Source organism: Streptomyces sp. NPDC107581, from assembly GCF_055657175.1.
Genome location: NZ_JBVKBH010000005.1, coordinates 101,449 through 119,663 on the forward strand (window position 1 = coordinate 101,449; position 18,215 = coordinate 119,663).

Here is an 18,215-nt window from a genome sequence, read left to right on the forward strand (position 1 = left end):
GATCGTCCGCGATCCCGGCTTCCACGAGCCGTCCGACGACTACGGCTGCTGGAGGTTCGGGTATGTCTGCCAGGCGCATGACCGCCCTACCCGCACGAGCCCTGCGGGCCAGGGCCGCATCTCGTCGCGCTGCACTGCGAGGAGCACGGGCTGGAGAACATGTGGCCGCAGCCGGGGATGCTGATGTTCCCCGCGGGGTTCGATCCCCCGCTGAGCGACGCACAGCTGGCCTGGACACAGGCGCAGTGGGACGCCGCCGACTGGACGGGATCCGGAGTCGTCCACCGCCGTTGCCGTCCCGGAAGAGGCGGAAGGGGTGGCCGGGTCCAGCGGCACCCTGACGTCGCCCCGGGGGCAGGTGGCCGGCCTCTCGCGCGCCGGGTTCGGGCGCGGCCTCGGCGGTCTCCCGCCCGGGCAGCCTCGCGCAGAAGCGTGCCGGCGCCTGTTTTGCGTCACCGTCGTCGAGGGCGGGTTTCGGGTGACACGGGCGGTGGGCAGGAGGGCGTCGGCGATCAGGGCGATGTTCCCGGTGCGAGCGGGCCGGAGGCCGGAGGAGTCGTACGTTGGGGGCGCGGCGCGGGTCGGGAGCACGGTCCGGATCGTGAGGCCGCAGCGCGCTCCCCCGGTGCTTCCCGAGCCCCGTGTCCAGCCCCTCGGCGGGGTCGTTGACCTGCTTGATCGCGCTGGTCCGGTCACACACGGGAGACGACATGAGTGCAGAGCGCCCTTGGGGCAAGGCCGTTGTCATCGGTGGCAGCTACGCGGGACTGGTGACCGCGCGGGTGCTGAGCGACTTCTTCGCCGAGGTCGTCCTGGTGGAACGGGACGCCGTCGACGAGGACAGCGGCGTCCATCCGGGCGCCCCGCAGGGCTACCACGCGCACGCGATGCTGGCCAAGGGCGGGGAGATCCTGGAGCGGCTGTTTCCCGGGCTGCGCGAGGAGTTGAGGGCGGCGGGGGCGCCGGTCTTCGACTACGGGGAGGGCATCGACTTCCTGCTGCCCGTCGGGCTCGCCCCCCGCAAGCACACCGGGGTGCGGATCCAGACCTTCACCCGCGACGAACTGGAACGCCGGCTGCGGCGCAAGGTGCTCGCACGTCCCGAGGTCACGCTCATGCCGTCCACCCAGTGCACGGGACTGACCCGGGACGCCTCGGGCCGGGTCAGCGGAGTGACGTGCCGCCCGCAGGGCGCGGAGCCCCTCGAACTGGCCGCCGATCTGGTCGTCGACGCCTCGGGACGCTCCAGCTCCCTGCCCGACTGGCTGCGCGGGATGGGGATCACCGTGCCGCCGAAGCGGACCGTGAAGGCCAAGATCACGTACACGTCGATGAACCTCGACCGGCCCGAGGAAGGCCATCCCGACCACCCCGACTTCTACGTGGCCTACCAGATGCTGTTCGCTCCCCGCGTCCGCCGGGGCGGAGTTCTGCTCGCCGTGGAGCGCAACCGGTGGACGTGCTCGCTGTTCGCCTTCCAGGACCAGGTGCCGACCGACGACAAGGGCTACCTGGCGTTCGCCGAGGGCCTCAACAACCCGCGCCTGGCCGAGCACGTGGGCCGGAGCACCGTCCAGGAGCCCACCTACCGGTACACGAACGTCGACAATCAGTGGCGGCCCTACCACGCCGTCAAGAACTGGCCGGACCGGCTCGTCGCCCTCGGTGACTCCGTCTGCGTCTTCAACCCCGTCTACGGCCAGGGCCTTACCGTGGCCGCGATGGAGGCGGAGCTGCTGCAGGGCATGCTGGCCCGGCAGAGCGCGTCCGCGCGGCTGGACGGCCTGTCCGGAAGCTTCCAGAAGAGGGTGGGCCGTCTGCTGCTGGGCCCCTGGACGCTGTCCACCAACTCGGACCTCATGTGGAACCCCGACCGCCGGCCCCTCGCCGCGCGCTTCGCCCACTGGTACAACCGGCGTCTGTTCCACACGGCGGTGAAGGACGCGGCAGTGTGGGCGAAGTTCGTCCGAGTGGTGAACATGGTGGCTTCTCCGGCCTCCCTGTTCCATCCCGCGGTGGCGCTGAAGGTGCTGACCTCGGCCCCGCCGCGGCGCCCGGCAGGTGACTGATCGCATGGCTGATCGCGTGACTCATCGCGCTGGGGATCCGGCTCGGCCGGCAGCAGCAAGGACCTCCTTGCTGCCGGGGTGGGTGACGGCGGTGCGTTCAAGGTGTGAGCATGCGGTCCTGTTCCACCAGGGGCTCGCCTTCGTGCCAGGGCAGGGCCTTGCCGAAGCGGACCAGCTCGCCGTAGTGGGCAGGATCCACGTGCTCGGCGAGGACCAGGTCGAGCACGGCCCGGGCGGCCTGGGCGGGCGACTGGGCCTGGCTGTAGTCGCTGAACCAGGGGCGTGAGGTGGCGGTGTCGACCATGCCCGGGCACACGGAGGCGATCAGGGTGCCGGCGGCGAGATCGTGCTCACGGCGTTCGGCCGCGACCGCGCGGACGGCGGCGACCTGGGCGACCTTCGAGGGCACGTTCAGCCAGCGTGGCCAGCCCGACTCTTCGGCGGTCCCGTCGTGGACGGCGGTGCGCCAGGACTCGACGGCGTGTTCCACCTGGTCGAGGTTCACGCCGTCGAAGAGAGGGTGCAGCCGCGGGTCGAGGTGACCGAGAGTGCCGAGGCTGCTGGCCACGACGATCAGCCGGCCGCCCGGACGCAGGACCGGGCCGAAGGAGCGCAGGACCGCATGGGTGGCGGTGTTGGAGACGTCGATGCATTCGTCGGCGCGCGCGGCCTGCGACTCGTCCGGCAGCAGCCGGGCGACGGCGTTGGAGATGACGATGTCGACGCCTCCGTGCCGGGCCTGAAGGCCCTCGGCGAGGTGGGCGATGGAGCCGGTGTCGGTGACGTCCAGGACCCGGCCCTCGACGCGGGCGCGGGTGCCGGGCAGTTGCGCCACCTCGCGGGCGGCGTCCGTCACCCGCTGCCGGCTGCGGCCGGTGAGCAGGACCAGGTCGTCCGGGTTCATGCCGGCCGCCAGTCCTTCGACGAGCGCGCGGCCGAGTCCTTGGTTGGCGCCCGTGACGAGGGCGATGCGTGAGCCGTTCATGCCTGCCACGTTAGAAAACGCCGAGTACATGAGTCCAACGAAAGTTCGGCACCGCTAGTATGCGTAATCGTCATGGGTAGGAGCAGCTTCACGGATGTGTCGCTCACCGCGCTGCGGGTCTTCCGCGCGGTGAGCGAACAGGGGACGTTCACCGCGGCCGCGGCGTCGCTGGGCTACACGCAGTCGGCGGTGTCCCGGCAGATCGCCGCGATCGAGCGGGCGGCGGGCGCGGAGCTGCTGGAGCGGCGCCGCGACGGAGTGCGGCTGACCGCGGCGGGCCGCGTCGTGATGCGCCGGGCGACGCTCGTGCTCGACGAGATCGACGCGGCCGCGAGGGAGCTGTCCGGACTGCCCGGACAGTCGGGGACGGTCCGTCTGGGGTGGTTTCCCAGCGCCGGAGCCGTCCTCGTGCCCAGGGCCCTGGCCGCGCTGCGCCGCTCGGATCCGGGCCTGGACGTGGTCGGCCGTGAGGGCGGTACCCCGGCGCTGGTGCGCGCCCTGCGGGCCGGCAGCCTGGATCTGGCCCTGCTCGCCTCGGCGCCGCCGTTCCGCCCGCCGGACGCGGAGTCGCCCCCGCTCGCGCTGCGGACTCTCACCGAACGCCCCCTGTGCGTCGCGGTGCCCGCCGCTCACCCTCTGGCCCGCGGCGACTCCATCGACGTGGCCGATCTGCGCGGGCAGCGCTGGATCGTCGGTTCCCCGGCCGGAGAGGACGGCCTGATGGGCGTGTGGCCGGGACTGGACGAGCGCCCCGAGATCGCTCACACCGCGCGTGACTGGCTGGCCAAGCTCCACCTCGTCGCCGCGGGGTGCGGGCTGACCACCGTACCCGCCGTGCTCCGCCCGGCCGCGCCGGCGGGTGTACGCATTCTTCCTGTCCGTGGCGGGCCCCAGGAGCAGCGGCGCCTGCTCCTGGCCCGTCTTCCAGGACCGCCGGCCGAGCCGGTCACCCGCGTGGCGACCGCCCCCCGTGCCGCGGCCCTCGATGCCGACAGGACCGTTTCCGATCCCGGCGCGACCGCTTCGCCCTCGCCGCCTTCGTGACGACGGCACCGCGCCGGCGGGCAGGAACGCGCGGCGGAACGCCGGTGGCACCCACGCGCGGTGGGACGGCGAGGGCGGCCCGTCGGTGACCCCGTCGGCTCCCTCTCGGCGGCACCCACGAGCAGTGGGACGGCGAGGGTGAGCCAGTGGTTGCCAGTGGTGACCCCGTCGGTTCCCACTCGGCGGCACCCACGAGCAGTGGTCGTCGAGGATGAGCCGGTGGCGTTCCTGCCGGTTCCCTCCGGCGGGGACACCGCACCGTGCGGGCGGTGTCTCACCCTGCAGTTCCTCCGAGACCGCTGAGCCAGCCGCGGATCGCCTGTGCCGTGGTGGGTGCGTGCTCCTCGGTCATGGTCCAGTGGTCGCCCGGGACGTCCGTGGTGTCCGACGTCTGCGGCCAGGAGGCCCGCCAGTCGTCGTTCTGCGTCTCCCGGCCGCCGTGGGTGCGCATCTCCGGCAGCCGCTCGGTGGCGCGGACCAGGAGGGTGGGTACGGCCGCCGGTTCGGGCCTCCAGCCGCGCAGCATCCGGGTGTAGGCCCCGAGTGCGGCCAGGGCCATGTCCTCCACCGCGGTGTCGAACCCCTCCCCCATCGCCAGGGCCGCGCGGGCGGGCAGGGCGAGCAGCCAGGGCTCGGCCTCCCGTTCGGGTGTCACGTGGTAGGTGTCGACGAGGACCAGGCCGGCGGGCGGGGCGCCGGTCGCGGCCAGCCGCGCGGCCACGGCATGCGCCGGGTAGCCGCCCATCGACCAGCCCAACAACACGGGCCGACGGTCGCCCAGTTGCTCGCGCAGGGCCGCCGCGTGCAGGTCCACCAGGGTCTGCCAGTCGCGCGGCAGCACGTCACCGGAGGTGATTCCGGGATGCCGCATCTCCAGAACGTCCCGGTCCCCGTCGAAGTGGCGTGCGAGCTCCGCGTACCAGGGCCTGCCCAGGGCCGGGGAGAACCCGGGGAAGCACACCAGGGGCGCCCGGTGGGCCGGGCCCGTGGCCAGGTGGCGTGGGGGCACGGCGTGCGCGGCGGCGTCCTCGCGGCCGAAGCCGGGGACGGCCAGCGAGGCGGTCACGAGCAGGTGCATCGCCGATACGACGTCACCGGTGCCGCAGACGCGGCGGTAGAGCGAGGCGAGCGTCTGGGGCGAGCGCATTGGTGCGAAGTGTGGCAGCGCGGCGTGTGAGGACGCGGCGTGTGGCAGCGCGGCGTGTGGCAGCGCGGCGTGTGGCAGCGCGGCGTGTGGCAGCGCGGCGTGTGGCGGCGCGGCGTGTGGCGGCGCGGTGGCGGCTGTCGCGCGGCGGGGCCGCGTCTCGCGCAGCGCGGTGAGCAGGTGGCCGGCCAGTCGTTCGGTGGTGGGCAGGTCGAAGGTGACGGTGGCGGGGAGGTCCAGGCCGGTGAGCAGAGTCAGCCGGTTGCGCAGCAGAACCGCTGTGAGGGAGTCGAGGCCCAGCTCCGTGAAAGCACGGTCGACCGTCACGGCGGCCGCGTCGGGATGGCCGAGCACATCGGCCACCGTCTCCCGGACGAGCGAGAGCAGCGCGGGAGCGCGGTCGTCGGCAGGCAGCCGCGCCAGCCGCTCGCGCCACATGCCCGGCGAGTCGTGCGTGGCCGCCTGGGCGGTGCCGGCCGGCGTGCCTCCGTCGCCGAGGTGCCCCTCCGGGGCCGCCGCAGCTGCGGGCGGGCGCAGCAGACCCTGCAGTGGCGGCGGAACCGGTCGTCGTGCCGTACCCGCCGTACCGCCCCTCGTCTCCAGCGGCAGTGGGGCGAGGACCGGCTCGCCCGTCTCCAGAGCGGCATCGAACAGCGCCAGGCCTTCGGCAGGGGTGACGGCGCGCAGCACACCGTCGGCGGTGCGTCCGGTACGGGCCGCCATTCCGCCGGGTCCGGCCCACGGTCCCCACGCCAAGGAGAGAGCGGGCATCCCCAGAGCGACCCTGTGCAGCGCGAGGGCGTCCAGGAACGCGTTCGCGGCGGCGTAGCCCGCCTGGCCGGGATTGCCGAGCAGGCCGGCCGCCGAGGAGAAGAGCACGAACTGCGACAGGGGCAGGTCCTTCGTCAGCTCGTGGAGGTACCAGGCCGCGTCCGCTTTCGGTCGCAGCACGGCCGTGAGCCGCTCGGGCGTCTGTGCCTCCAGCACACCGTCGTCGAGGACACCCGCCGTGTGGACCACGCCGGTCAGCTCTCCCGCGTACCGGTCGACCACCTCGGCCAGTGCGGTCCGGTCGGCGGCGTCGCAGGCGAGCACGTCCACCCGGCCGCCGGCCCGCTCGATCTCCTCCCTCAGACGCCGTGCACTCGGTGACTCGGGACCGCTTCGGCTGGTGAGCACGAGTCTGCGCACGTTATGACGCTCCGTCAGATGCACTGCCAGCAGGGCGCCGAGAGCCCCTGTGCCTCCGGTGATCAGCACGGTGCCGTCCTGTGCGAACGGACGCCCAGTGGAACGTGCGGTGGTCGGCCGTCCGAGCCGTGGCACCTTTACCTCGCCCGCACGGATGGCGAGTTGGGGTTCGCCGGTCGCCGCGGCAGCCGTCAGGCGGCGCAGTGACTCGGGGTGGTCGTCGACATCGATGACCGCGATGCGCCCGGGGTACTCCGACTGTGCGCTGCGCATCAGCCCCCAGACCGCGGCGGCGGGCAGGTCCGGGTCCGCACCGGTCGCGCCGCGGGTCACCAGGACCAGCCGCGATCCCGGAGCCAGGGTGGGCAGCCGCTCGTGCAGAAGGGCCAGGGCACGCGTGACCAGGTCGCGGGCACCGGCGGCCGGGGTGGTGGACGGGCCAGGCGCCGCCAGGGAGACGAGGAGGGTTGGGGCGTCGGCTGCGACGGCAGATGCGAGGGGAAGGCCGATGGAAGCTTCGCGATCGGGGACGCCGGCGGAGGACGCAAGCGCCGCCGCTCCCGCGGAGACCGATGAGGGTGCCTCTGCTTCGGCCGTGCCGGAGAGTGCTGAGGCCAGGTCGAGGTCGTCCGGGGACGCCGTCGTGAAGGCGGGCATGGACGAGCGGGCGAGGGCTGCGGCGGTCCACTCCGGGCGGTACAACGGCCGGGACTGCGCCGGTTCGCCGGCGGCTGAGGTGCCCGGGACCACCCGGGTGGTCAGTGCCTCCACCCGGAGCACCCGCCTGCCGGCCGGGTCGGTGAGGTCGGCGGCGACCGTGTCCGTCCCGGTGGAGCGCAGCCGGACGCGCAGCGCCGTGACGCCTGTGGCGGAACGGCTGACGCCCCGCCAGACGAACGGCAGCCGCGTCGGGGCGGCGGGGTCGGGCTCTGCCGGATCGACCGAAACCAGCAGCGACGCGTGTACGGCGGCGTCGAGCAACGCGGGGTGGACGCCGTAGTGCTGTGCCTCTCCCACGGCCGTGTCGGGCAGGCGCACATCGGCGAGCAGGTCGTCGCCGTCCCGCCACATGGCCCGCACGCATCGGAAGGCCGGACCGTAGGCGTAGCCCGCGCCTGCCAGGCGGTCGTAGGCCCCGGTCAGGTCGACGGGTACGGCGTCCCGGGGCGGCCAGGGCTGCTGTGGCCCGCGGTCCGGCCCCTGGTCGGCGGCCCGTCGTCCCAGCCTGCCGGTGGCGTGGTGGGTCCACGTACCGACCGGACCGGAGTCCTCGGAGCGGGCGTGGATGTCGACGCTCCGGCGGCCGGACGGCTCCGGTTCGCCGAGCGCCACCTGCACCTCGACGCGCTGGCCGGAGCCGGGCAGTTCCAGGGGCAGCAGCAGTGTCAGCTCCTCCAGGACATCCAGCCCGCTGATGCCACCCGCGTGCAGCGCCATGTCGGCGAGGGCGGCGGCGGGCACGAGCAGGCGCCCGGCGACGGCGTGGTCGCGCAGCCAGGGCTGGCCGGAGTCCGACAGGTGGCCGGTGCAGAGCACGCGTTCCGTGTCCGGGAGGCTGGTCGTCGAGGTCAGCACCGCATGACCGGTGGTGGTCCGAGGGGCGCTCGGTGTGGGGTCGGACGGCTCGGCCAGCCAGTGGCGTTGGCGTTGGAAGGGGTAGGTGGGCAGGTCCACCCGCCGGGCGCGCCTGCCTCTGTGGCCCCGGTGCACGGCCTCCCAGTCGATTGCCGTGCCGTGCGCGTGCAGCAGGGCGAGTGCCGCCAGGACCGTGCTGGCCTCCGGTGGGCCGGGCCTCACCGTCGGGGTGAAGACCAGGTCGCCGGAAGCCCCGACGGTGGTCATCGCGGTCGAGGTGAGGTGGGCACCCGGGCCGACCTCGGCGAAGGCGGTCACCCCCGCTTCAACGGCCAGATGCCGTACGGCGTCCGCGAACCGGACCGTGTCTCGGGCGTGGCGGACCCAGTAGGCCGCCGAGCGCAGGTCGTCGCCGGTCGCCCGGCGACCGGTCGTAGCCGAGACGACCGCGATGCGGGGCTCACGGTAGGTGACGCGCGATGCCGCACGGCCGAATTCCGCGAGCGCCGGTTCGACCAGCGGCGAGTGGAAGGCGTGGCCGGTGCGCAGCCGTACGGTGCGACGCCCGCGGGCCTCGAAGCGTGCCGCGAGTGCCGTGACCGTCTGCTCCGCTCCGGAGAGGACGACCGACCGTGGTCCGTTCACCGCCGCGATCGCCACCGGTCCGGCCGCCTGGGGCCATTGCGCCAGCGCCGTCCTGGTCTCCTCCTCGGTGGCGTCCAGGGACACCATGGCTCCGCCCGCCGGGAGCTGCTGCATCGCCCGCCCCCGGGCGGCGACCAGTTCGGTGGCGTCCCGTTCCGAGAGGATCCCGGCCGCATGTGCCGCGGCCAGCTCGCCGACGGAGTGGCCGGCGACGAAGTCCGGGCGCAGCCCCCAGGACGTGAGCAGCCGGAACAGGGCGACCTCGAACGCGAAGAGGCCGGCCTGGGCGGTGTCGGTCCGGCTCTGCCCAGCGCCGGCCGCCGGGTCCGGCGCGTCCCACAGGGCCTCGCGCAGGGGCCGGTCCCCGACGCCGATGGAGTCGAACCGGTCGCACAGGGCGTCGAACGCGTCGGCGAACACGGGGTACGTGTGGTGCAGCTCGCGGCCCAGGCCCGGCCATCCGGCGCCCTGGCCGGTGAAGAGCAGCGCCAGCCGTCCGCCCGGCCGGGCCGGGGAGGGTACGACGGTCGTCGCCCCGGCCGAGAGCCGGTCCAGGTCGCTCAGCAGGGCGGCGCGGTCCTGGACGGGCAGCGCCGCTCGGTGGCGGAGCGCCGTACGGGAGGTCGCGAGGGAGAACGCGACGTCCTGCAGCGGCAGTTCGGGCCGTGCGCGCAGGAGCGCTGCCGTACGCCGCGCCTGGGCACGCACCGCCTCGGGGCTCGCACCGGACAGCAGGACCGGCGGCTCCGGGGCGGCGCGGGTGCTCGCGTGGTCCGGGTCGTCCTGGTCCGGGGCCGCTTCCTCGAGGATCACGTGGGCGTTGGTTCCGCCGATGCCGAAGGCGGACACGGCGGCGCGGCGCGGGCGTCCGGGAGCGGGGTGCCACGGCTGCTCGTGTGTCAGCAGCCGCACCGTGCCCGAGGACCAGTCCACACCCGGTGACGGGTCATCGGCGTGCAGGGTGCGCGGGAGCAGCCCGTGCCGCATCGCCAGTACGGTCTTGATCACTCCGGCGATGCCCGCCGCGGCCTGGGTGTGTCCGATGTTGGACTTCAGCGATCCCAGCCACAGCGGCCGTTCGGCCGGGCGGCCGCGTCCGTACGCGGCCAGGAGCGCCCGGGCTTCGATGGGGTCGCCCAGCGGGGTGCCGGTGCCGTGGGCCTCGACGGCGTCGATGTCGGCCGGGGCGAGCCCGGCGGCGGCCAGAGCGTCGCCGATCACCCGCTCCTGGGCGGGGCCGCTGGGAGCGGTCAGGCCGTTGGACGCGCCGTCGCCGTTGACCGCGGAACCTCGGAGCACGGCCAGTACCGGATGGCCGTGGCGCCGGGCGTCGGCGAGCCGTTCCAACAGGACTAGACCGACGCCCTCGCCCCAGGCGGTGCCGTCGGCCGCGGCCGAGAACGGCTTGCATCGCCCGTCGGGCGCCAGACCCCGCAGCCTGCTGAACGCGACGAACGGCACCGGGGAGGCCATGACGGTGGCCCCGCCGGCCACGGCCAGCGCGCACTGGCCCGAGCGCAGCGCCCGCGCCGCCCAGTCCATCGCCACCAGTGACGAGGAGCAGGCCGTGTCCACCGTCACCGCGGGCCCCTCCAGGCCGAGGGAGTAGGCGATGCGCCCGGATGCCACGCTGCCCGCGGAGCCGAGCGCCAGGTGGGCCTCGTACGCGTGGCCTCCGCGGTGCAGCAGACGGCCCCCGTAGTCGCCGTGCATGATGCCGACGAAGACCCCGGTGTCGCTGCCGCGCAGGGTGCCGGGGGCGATGCCCGCCCGTTCCACGACCTCCCAGGCGGTCTCCAGAAGCAGCCGCTGCTGTGGATCGGTGGCCAGCGCCTCCCGCGGGGACATGCCGAAGAAGTCGGCGTCGAAGTCGGCCGCACGGCGCAGGAAGCCGCCGCGGCGGGTGACCGAGGTGCCGGGCCGGTCCGGGTCGGAGTCGAACAGCCCGGCCAGGTCCCAGCCACGGTCGGCGGGGAACGAGGAAGTGGCGTCCGTGCCGTCCGCGATCAGCCGCCACAGCTCCTCCGGCGAGGAGACGTCGTCCACCAGTCCCGGATAACGGCAGGCCATCGCAACGATGGCCACCGGCTCGTCGGGCGGCGGGGTGTTGCCGCCCGTGCCGTACCTGGCCGCCCGCGCGGGCGGGAAGGGGGCGCCGAGCAGAGCGTCGTACAGCAACTCTGCCACCGCGTCCGGTGTCGGACGGTCGAACACCAGGGTCGCGGGCAGTTCCAGGCCGGTCACCGCCCCGAGCCGGTCGCGCAGCAGCACGCCCTGCAGGGAGCCGACCCCCAGATCGGTGAAGGCCCGGCCCGGCTCCGGGCCGGGCCCCTCGTCGTCGCACGCCTCGGCCGTGGCGTCGACGACAAGGCTCAGCAGGGCGCGGTGCCGCTCGGGGGCGGGCAGCGCCAGCAGCCGGGCCCGCAGCCCGGCGGAGGCCTTCCTCCGTCCGGTGCCGAGGGCCTCGGTCAACCGCTCGGCCAGGACGGCCCGTCGGATCTTGCCGGAGGAGGTGCGGGGTACCGAATCGGCCGGCAGGATCTCGTCCGGCACCTTGTACGCGGACAGCCGCTCTTGGCACACGCGCCGCAGCCGTGCCAGGTCTACACCATCGCGCCGTGCCAAGTCGGCAGCGTCCAGCCGTGCCAAGTCGGCAGCATCCAGCTGTGCCAGGTCGGCTCCGTCCGGTCCGGGGACGACGAACGCCACCGGAACCTCCCCCAGGACGTCGTGCGGCCGGCCGACGACGGCCGCGTCCGCGACACCGGGGCAGGACAGGAGCAACTGCTCCACCTCGACCGGGTTGATGTTCTGGCCGCCGCGGATGATCAGGTCGCTCACCCGGCCGGTGACCCGCAGCCCGCCGCCCGGCTCGCGGTGGCCCAGGTCACCCGTGCGGTACCAGCCGTCCCGCAGCGCCTGCGCGGTGCTCTCGGGGCGGTTGTGGTAGCCGATCATCACCCCGGGGCCGCGGACCCAGATCTCGCCCTCGTCACCGTCCGCGGCACTGTCCCCGGACACCGGGTCGGCCACCCGGACCTCGACTCCGGGCACCGGCTGCGGCACGCGCTCCGGCAGCGGAACGTCGAACCGCTCGACCGCGATCTTGCCGCAGACTTCGGTGGCACCGTAACCGTCCAGCAGCGGTGCGCCCAGCAACTCCTCGACGCGGTCGGCGAGTTCCGCAGGACAGGGCGCTCCGGCGGTGACGCACAGCCGGAGGCCGGCCGGTGGATGCGGGGCCTCCCGCAACGCACTCACCAGCAGGTGATAGGTGGCCGGCACCCCGGCGAGCATGGTGAACGGCTCCTGCAGCGGCTGCCGTTGCAGCGCCTCCACGATGTCCACGCCCCTGTCCAGGAGGTAGGCGCTCGCGCCCGTGGCCATCACCCCGAGGATGCCCAGCGAGTAGGCGTAGGCGTGGTGCATCGGCAGCGGCCACAGCAGCCGGTCCTCCGCGGACAGACCGAAGAGCGGCGCATAGGCGGCGGCTGTCGACCACAGCGCGGCCTTCTGGCTCGCCACAACGCCCTTTCGCTCGCCGGTGGTGCCCGAGGTGTAAAGGATCCAGGCCGGTTCGTCCAGGCCGAGATCGTCGCGCGGCGGGCGGCCCGGATCGGTCCGGGCGAGTTCCTCGTACGAGACCGCGCCCGTGGGTGCGTGGGCCTGGGCGACCGTGCTCGTGGGCAGGTCCACGAGCGATGCCGCGCCCGAGGTTGCGTGGGCCTGCGCGACCGTGCTCGTGGGCAGGTCCACGAGCGATGCCGCGCCCGAGGTTGCGTGGGCCTGCGCGATCGTGCTCGTGGGCAGGTCCACGAGTGATGCCGCGCCCGTGGGCAGGTCCTTGCGCGAGACCGCGCCCGCGGGTGCACCGGACGGCAGACCGTATGCGCCCACGACCACCACCGTCCGCAGCGACGGCCGGTCGGCAAGCGCCCGTGCCGACCTCTCCAGCAGTGACGCCTCGATCACGAGCGCCACCGCTCCGCTGTCGGCGAGGGCATGGATCAACTCGGCCTCCGTCGCCCCCGGATCCAGTGGCACTCCCACAGCGCCCGCGCGCACCGCCGCCAGGCAACTCTCCACCGCCTCCACGCCGTTCGGCAGACAGAACGCCACCGGGTCTCCGCGGCGCACGCCCAGCCGTGCGAGGTGGCCCGCGATCCGCGCCGTGCGCTCCTCCAGCTCCCCCCAGGTCACTCCCCGGCGCACATCCCGGAAAGCGGTCCTCTCCCCCATCCGTGCCGCATGCGCCCGCACGGTTTCCGCCAATGGACGGACCAGCTCCCCGCGAACCCCCGTCATTCCCACCCCTTTTGCGCACCTGCCCCCGACACAGATCGACTATAGGCTCGCGGACTGACAGCGGCCCGGGGAGCCGCTGGCACGCCGTCCCGGAGCCCGGTTCCCGCCCTGTCGGCAATATGTCCCTTATTGTGATGTTCGGTACAGGCACTCCGTGGACGGGATGGAGTGGGGGACGTGGCGTTCGCAGAGTCGGGCGGTGCAGGTGAGGCCCTGCCCCCTGCCGTCTCGGCCCCGGTGTCCGGCCGGCCGCCCTTCGCGCCGCTGCTGGCGGTGTGCGCCGGGTACTTCATGGTGATCCTCGACGTGACCGTCATCAACGTCGCCGTGCCGGTGATCGGCCGGGAACTCAAGGCCTCGCTCACCGGCATCCAGTGGATCACTGATGGGTACACCCTGGTGTTCGCCGGGCTCCTGCTGACCGCCGGCGCACTGGGCGACCGCCTGGGGCACCGACGTGTCTTCTGCTCGGGCGTGGCGGTGTTCACGGTGTCCTCGGCCGCGTGCGCGCTCGCGCCGAGCGCCCTCTTCCTGGTGGCGGCACGGCTGGTGGAGGGGCTCGGCGCCGCACTGATCGTCCCGGGGTCGCTGGCCCTGCTCCAACAGGCCTACCCGGAGCCGGCAGCACGGTCGCGGGCCTACGGGCTGTGGGGTTCGATGGCAGGCATCGCCGCCTCCGCCGGACCGCTGCTGGGCGGGCTGCTGGTCTCCACGGTGGGCTGGCGGTGGGTGTTCCTCATCAATCTGCCCGTCGGCGTCGCCTGCCTGGTGTCGACGCTGCGGTACGTGGCACGTTCGGCCCGGCACCCCGACCGGGCCCTGGACTGGCCGGCGCAGTGCGCGGTGGTGACGGCGGTGGCGCTGCTGACGGCCGCACTCAACGAGGCCGGACGCAGGGGCTGGTCCGACCCCGCGGTCCTCGCCGGAGCGGGGCTGGCCGTGCTGGCCGCCGCGGCGTTCGCGCTGCGCGAGCGGCTGGCCCGGTCTCCCGCCCTTCCGCTGGACCTGTTGCGCTCGCGTGCGATGAGCGGCGGAGCCGTCATCGGCATGCTGTTCAACCTGGCCTTCTACGGCATGGTCTTCACCGCCAGCCTGGAATTCCAGCACCAGCGCGGCTACAGCGCACTGCGCACCGGAGCGGCGCTGTTCCCGGCGGTGGCGATGACCACGTTCGCCTCCGTCCTGTCCGGGCGGCTGAGCCGTCGTACCGGTGATCGCCCGCTGGTGGTCTCCGGCATGCTCCTGGCCGCCCTGGGCCTGGCCGGCTGGGCCGCGGCGGGGCCCGATCCCGCCTACCCGCTGCTGGTGGCCCCGATGATGGCCGCGGGGTTCGGCACCTCCTTCGCCCTCACCGGATCGACCGCCACCATGATGGCCGCGGCGCCCCCGAAGTACTCGGGGACCGCCTCCGCCCTGTTCAACACCACCCGCCAGATCGGCAGCGCCAGCGGTGTGGCACTCGGCGGCAGCCTGCTCGCCACAGCAGACAGCTACAGCACCGGGCTGCGCACCAGCATGGCCATCGGCGCACTCGCCTACCTGACCGCAGCGGCCCTCGCATGGCTCTGCATCCCGGCCAGGCGCCGAACGCCGTAGGACCGGCACATCCCCGACCTCCACGTCATGGCCGATCCCCACATCACGGCCGACCTCCAGGTCATGACCGATGTCCACGTAGTGGCTGATGACCATGTCGTAACCGACTCATGGAGTGCTCTGCGTCCGCGCCGCGCCCGGATCCGGCCGGTCCGGCACGACACGACACTTCACGAGGCGGCACGGCACGGCACGGCACGGCACCCGCAGGTCTCACAGGAGCAGGAATGGCGGAGCAAGAATGGCGGGGCCGGAACGACGCAGCCCGGCGGTGCCGACGCTGTACGCGCTGACGGCATCACCGGGCTGCGGTGTTCTCGTGCTGGGCAACGAGTGGAGGGCTACCTACTCGGTCACCTTCAGCAGCTTGTTGGGCGTTCCGCTGCCCGCATTGGTGATCTTGTCACTGGTTGCCGCGCCGGTCAGCGCGGAGGCGACCTGGGCGGGAGTGGAGTCCGGGTGCCCGGCCAGATAGACGGCAGCGGCTCCCGTGACGTGCGGCGTCGCCATGGAGGTGCCGGAGATCGTCTTGGTCCCCTGGTCGCTGTCGTTCCAGTCGGAGGTGATGTCCGAACCGGGTGCGTACAGGTCCACCACCGAGCCGAAGTTGGAGAAGTCCGACTGGGCGTCGTCCTTGGTGCTGGAAGCGACGGTGATGGCCTCGGGAACACGCGCCGGGGACGACTGTCCCGCGTCCGCCGACTCGTTGCCGGCGGCGACCGCGAACGTGACACCCGACGCGATGGCCTTGCCGACCGCCGCGTCGAGAGCCGGGTCGGCGGATCCGCCGAGGCTCATGTTGGCCACCGACGGCCCCTTGTGGTTCTTGGTCACCCAGTCGATGCCGGCGACGACCTGCTCGGTGGTTCCGGAGCCGTTGTTGTCGAGCACCCTGACCGCGACGATCTTGGCCTTCTTGGCCACACCGTGGGCGGTTCCGGCGATGGTGCCGGCCACGTGGGTGCCGTGGCCGTTGCCGTCGTCGGCGGAGTTGTCGTTGTCGACGGCGTCGAAGCCGTAACTGGCGCGGCCACCGAAGTCCTTGTGACTGATGCGCACGCCGGTGTCGATGACGTACGCGGTCACCCCCTCCCCGGCCTTGTCCGGGTAGGTGTACTTGCCGTCGCCGGCGGTGTCCGTCTGGTCGATGCGGTCCAGGCCCCAGGACGGGGGGTTGTCCTGCGTGGCGTCGATGTGGAACTTCTTGTTCTGCACCACCTTGGCAACCGCGGGGTCGCCGGCCAGGTGCTTCGCCTCCGTCTCGGACAGGCCGCTGGCGGAGAAGCCGTTGACCGCGGAGCCGTAGGTCCGGCCGAGCTTGCCGCCGTACTCCGTGGCCAGGTCCTTCTTCTCGGCCGGGGAAGCCGTCTGGTCCATCAGAACGATGTAGCTGCCGGCCACGGCTCCTTCGGCGTGCAGGCCGTAGACCTGCCCTTCCGCGGGCTGATCGGCCTGGGCGGCGGGGGACACGTACAGGGCGGTGCCGACGACGGTTGCGGCGGCCGCGACCGCGGTGACGGTCTTGGCCTTGCCTATGCGTTTGTGATGCGCCGTCAAGAGGGGTCTCCTCGTGGTGTGGGGGGATTTGCTTTCACGCGGCAGGGGCCTGCTCGCGCTCTGGGAGCGTGCCGACTTGTCGCGAGCAGATCAATCCCTGACTGGAGCCTTACCGCCCCACCGATGAGGGATCTCCACAGGACTTACGCAGGTACGAAGCAACCCGAAAGCAAACGTGCAGCCCTTCGCGCTGGTTGAATCACCAAGGATCGGTCAAGAATGATCCGTGCCGATTTCTTCACCGACCGTTCACGTGTGCAAGGAGCGGGCACGGCGCCGGGTCCAAGAGGCCGGCGTCCCGGCAGCGTCTCGCTGCGCCGGCCGTACGCTGACGCGCCCTCCCGGACAATGTGCTGGTCGGCGCGGAGAGGCGGCGGTGTGGGCCACGTCCGGGGGCGGTGAGTCGGGCCGACGACGTCTACGTGACCACGCCCAAGGCACCGAAGATGGCACCGCCCCCGCCGGCCGTGCGACGGGGGCGAGTGCCCGGGGTGGTTTCAGAAGGCCGTGTGGGCGAACCAGTGGTCCAGTGTCGCGGGCTCCCCCGCCACGTCGAAGGCGGTCTCCTGGTACGACCTGCGGCCGTAGAGCAGAAGGAGGAGGTCGGCTGCCGGCGCCCGTACCGTCGTCCGCGCGCCGGAGTCTCCCGCGTCCGCCCCGGCTGCCGCTCGGGGCAGCAGGCGGAACCGGTCCGCCTCCAGCCGTACCCGCCACTCTTCATCGGTACCGGTGTCGGGGTGGACGCTCTGGAAGACAATGGTCTCGCCGCTGCCGCTCAGTTGCGCCACGGCCGGGGCGAAGAGGTGGGCGTGAGGCAGGTTGACGAGGAATTCGTCGACCCCGTCCGCTGCGAGCACGGGGTCCATCGGCGACTCCCGGCCGACGGACCGCTCCGCGTCGACCCGGTGCACCAGCGTTTCGAACAGCATCCGGCGGGCCCAGAACCGGGCGTGCTGGTCCTCGCCCCAGGCCCACATCGCCGCCTGGGGATCCGTGGCCTCCAGCACGGCGGCCACCTCGGGGATGCCCGCGGTCACCCACTGGGCGTATGCGTGCGGGCTGTCCGGCAACCCCAACTCCACGTCTCGGCTCCGCGGCGGCTCCTGTACCAACCGCGTCAGCAGGCTGCTGAACCAGCGCTGGAGGCTGCCCACGTGCCGGGTGAGGTCCCCCACCGTCCAGTCGGGGCAGGAAGGCACAGGGGTTGCCGGGTCCACGCCCTCGACCACCTCGGCCAGGCGCGCCGTCTCCCGCTCGATCGCCTGCCGGTACGTCGTGTACGGCAGCGGGTGCACCGCCGTCGGGGTACTTTCCATGTCGCGTCAGCCCTTTCGTTCGTGGGACACCCACCGTCATCAACGGGATCTGTCCCACCGTCATCAACCGGACTGCCGGTGTGCCAGGTGCCGCCCGCGGTCCTGCATCATGATCCACCATCGGACGGCGACATGGCGCTGCACGGTCTGGTCGACGTCCCCGACGGGGGTCTGCGGCATGGCCGGTCGACTTCTCGGCCCGGTGGATGATCCGGCCGGAGTCCGGCGATCCCTCACGCGCCACCCACATGACCGGCGTCACCGGCCACGCCATCGCAGCCCCGTCGTCCGAAACGGTGCAGAACACACCGCGTCGGTCGCCGGGGCTGCGGTGACACCGGTGAAGGCAGGAAAGCGCTCGGGCCAACCGGTGCTCGCGCGTGCGGTCAGTCGTCCCCGCGCTCGTACTCCGACTTCTCGTGGTGCGGCTTCATCGGCTTCATCGGATGCTCCGGCTTCATCGGATGCTGCGGGTACTCCGGCTTCATCGGGTGCCGCGGGTACTCCGGCTTCATCGGCTTCATCGGCTTCATCGGATGCTGCGGGTACTCCGGCTTCATCGGCTTCATCGGATGCTGCGGGTACTCCGGCTTCATCGGCTTCATCGGATGCTGCGGGTACTCCGGCTTCATCGGCTTCATCGGGTGCCGCGGGTACTCCGGCTTCATCGGCTTCATCGGATGCTGCGGGTACTCCGGCTTCATCGGCTTCATCGGGTGCCGCGGGTACTCCGGCTTCATCGGGCGCTGCGGGTACGCGGGCTTCGCGGGATACGCAGGCTTCACCGG

7 protein-coding genes and 1 pseudogene are annotated in these 18,215 nt (G+C 72.9%); 3 read left to right on the forward strand and 5 right to left on the reverse strand.

Going from position 1 to position 18,215, the window contains the following annotated elements; all coding sequences use genetic code 11:
* The first annotated feature begins 710 nt into the window (after positions 1–710).
* Positions 711–2,069: an FAD-dependent oxidoreductase gene (locus ACZ7P3_RS13890; protein ID WP_472081160.1), complete on the forward strand. Its 1,359-nt coding sequence runs from the start codon at positions 711–713 to the stop codon at positions 2,067–2,069.
* A 97-nt stretch (positions 2,070–2,166) separates the two neighbouring features.
* On the opposite strand, the gene ACZ7P3_RS13895 is transcribed toward ACZ7P3_RS13890, so the two are convergent.
* Positions 2,167–3,054 (reverse strand): SDR family NAD(P)-dependent oxidoreductase, encoded by an 888-nt coding sequence (locus tag ACZ7P3_RS13895; RefSeq protein WP_472081162.1) that lies wholly within the window; start codon positions 3,052–3,054, stop codon positions 2,167–2,169.
* Positions 3,055–3,126: 72 nt separating this feature from the next.
* Here ACZ7P3_RS13895 and ACZ7P3_RS13900 point away from each other — a divergent pair, with 72 nt between their 5' ends.
* A complete protein-coding gene (locus ACZ7P3_RS13900; RefSeq protein WP_472081164.1) occupies positions 3,127–4,098 on the forward strand; it encodes a LysR family transcriptional regulator in 972 nt (323 codons plus the stop codon).
* 274 nt (positions 4,099–4,372) lie between these two features.
* On the opposite strand, the gene ACZ7P3_RS13905 is transcribed toward ACZ7P3_RS13900, so the two are convergent.
* Complete coding sequence (locus ACZ7P3_RS13905; protein ID WP_472081166.1) at positions 4,373–12,958, reverse strand: type I polyketide synthase; 8,586 nt, start codon at positions 12,956–12,958, stop codon at positions 4,373–4,375.
* 177 nt (positions 12,959–13,135) lie between these two features.
* On the opposite strand from ACZ7P3_RS13905, the gene ACZ7P3_RS13910 reads away from it, so the two are divergent.
* Positions 13,136–14,554 (forward strand): MFS transporter, encoded by a 1,419-nt coding sequence (locus ACZ7P3_RS13910; RefSeq protein WP_472081168.1) that lies wholly within the window; start codon positions 13,136–13,138, stop codon positions 14,552–14,554.
* Positions 14,555–14,899: 345 nt separating this feature from the next.
* Here ACZ7P3_RS13910 and ACZ7P3_RS13915 read toward each other — a convergent pair whose 3' ends face one another.
* From ACZ7P3_RS13915 to ACZ7P3_RS13925, 3 genes and pseudogenes are all read right to left on the reverse strand, one after another.
* A complete protein-coding gene (locus ACZ7P3_RS13915; protein WP_472081170.1) occupies positions 14,900–16,111 on the reverse strand; it encodes a S8 family peptidase in 1,212 nt (403 codons plus the stop codon).
* Positions 16,112–16,608: 497 nt separating this feature from the next.
* Positions 16,609–17,427: a maleylpyruvate isomerase family mycothiol-dependent enzyme gene (locus tag ACZ7P3_RS13920; protein ID WP_472081172.1), complete on the reverse strand. Its 819-nt coding sequence runs from the start codon at positions 17,425–17,427 to the stop codon at positions 16,609–16,611.
* Positions 17,428–17,813: 386 nt separating this feature from the next.
* Positions 17,814–18,215, reverse strand: a pseudogene (locus ACZ7P3_RS13925) (hypothetical protein); the annotation flags it as partial.

Bases quoted from the DNA above. Each gene is read 5' to 3' on its own strand.
- ACZ7P3_RS13890 (WP_472081160.1), top strand. From the start codon at position 711: ATGAGTGCAGAGCGCCCTTGGGGCAAGGCCGTTGTCATCGGTGGCAGC.
- ACZ7P3_RS13895 (WP_472081162.1), bottom strand. From the start codon at position 3,054: ATGAACGGCTCACGCATCGCCCTCGTCACGGGCGCCAACCAAGGACTC.
- ACZ7P3_RS13900 (WP_472081164.1), top strand. From the start codon at position 3,127: ATGGGTAGGAGCAGCTTCACGGATGTGTCGCTCACCGCGCTGCGGGTC.
- ACZ7P3_RS13905 (WP_472081166.1), bottom strand. From the start codon at position 12,958: ATGACGGGGGTTCGCGGGGAGCTGGTCCGTCCATTGGCGGAAACCGTG.
- ACZ7P3_RS13920 (WP_472081172.1), bottom strand. From the start codon at position 17,427: ATGGAAAGTACCCCGACGGCGGTGCACCCGCTGCCGTACACGACGTAC.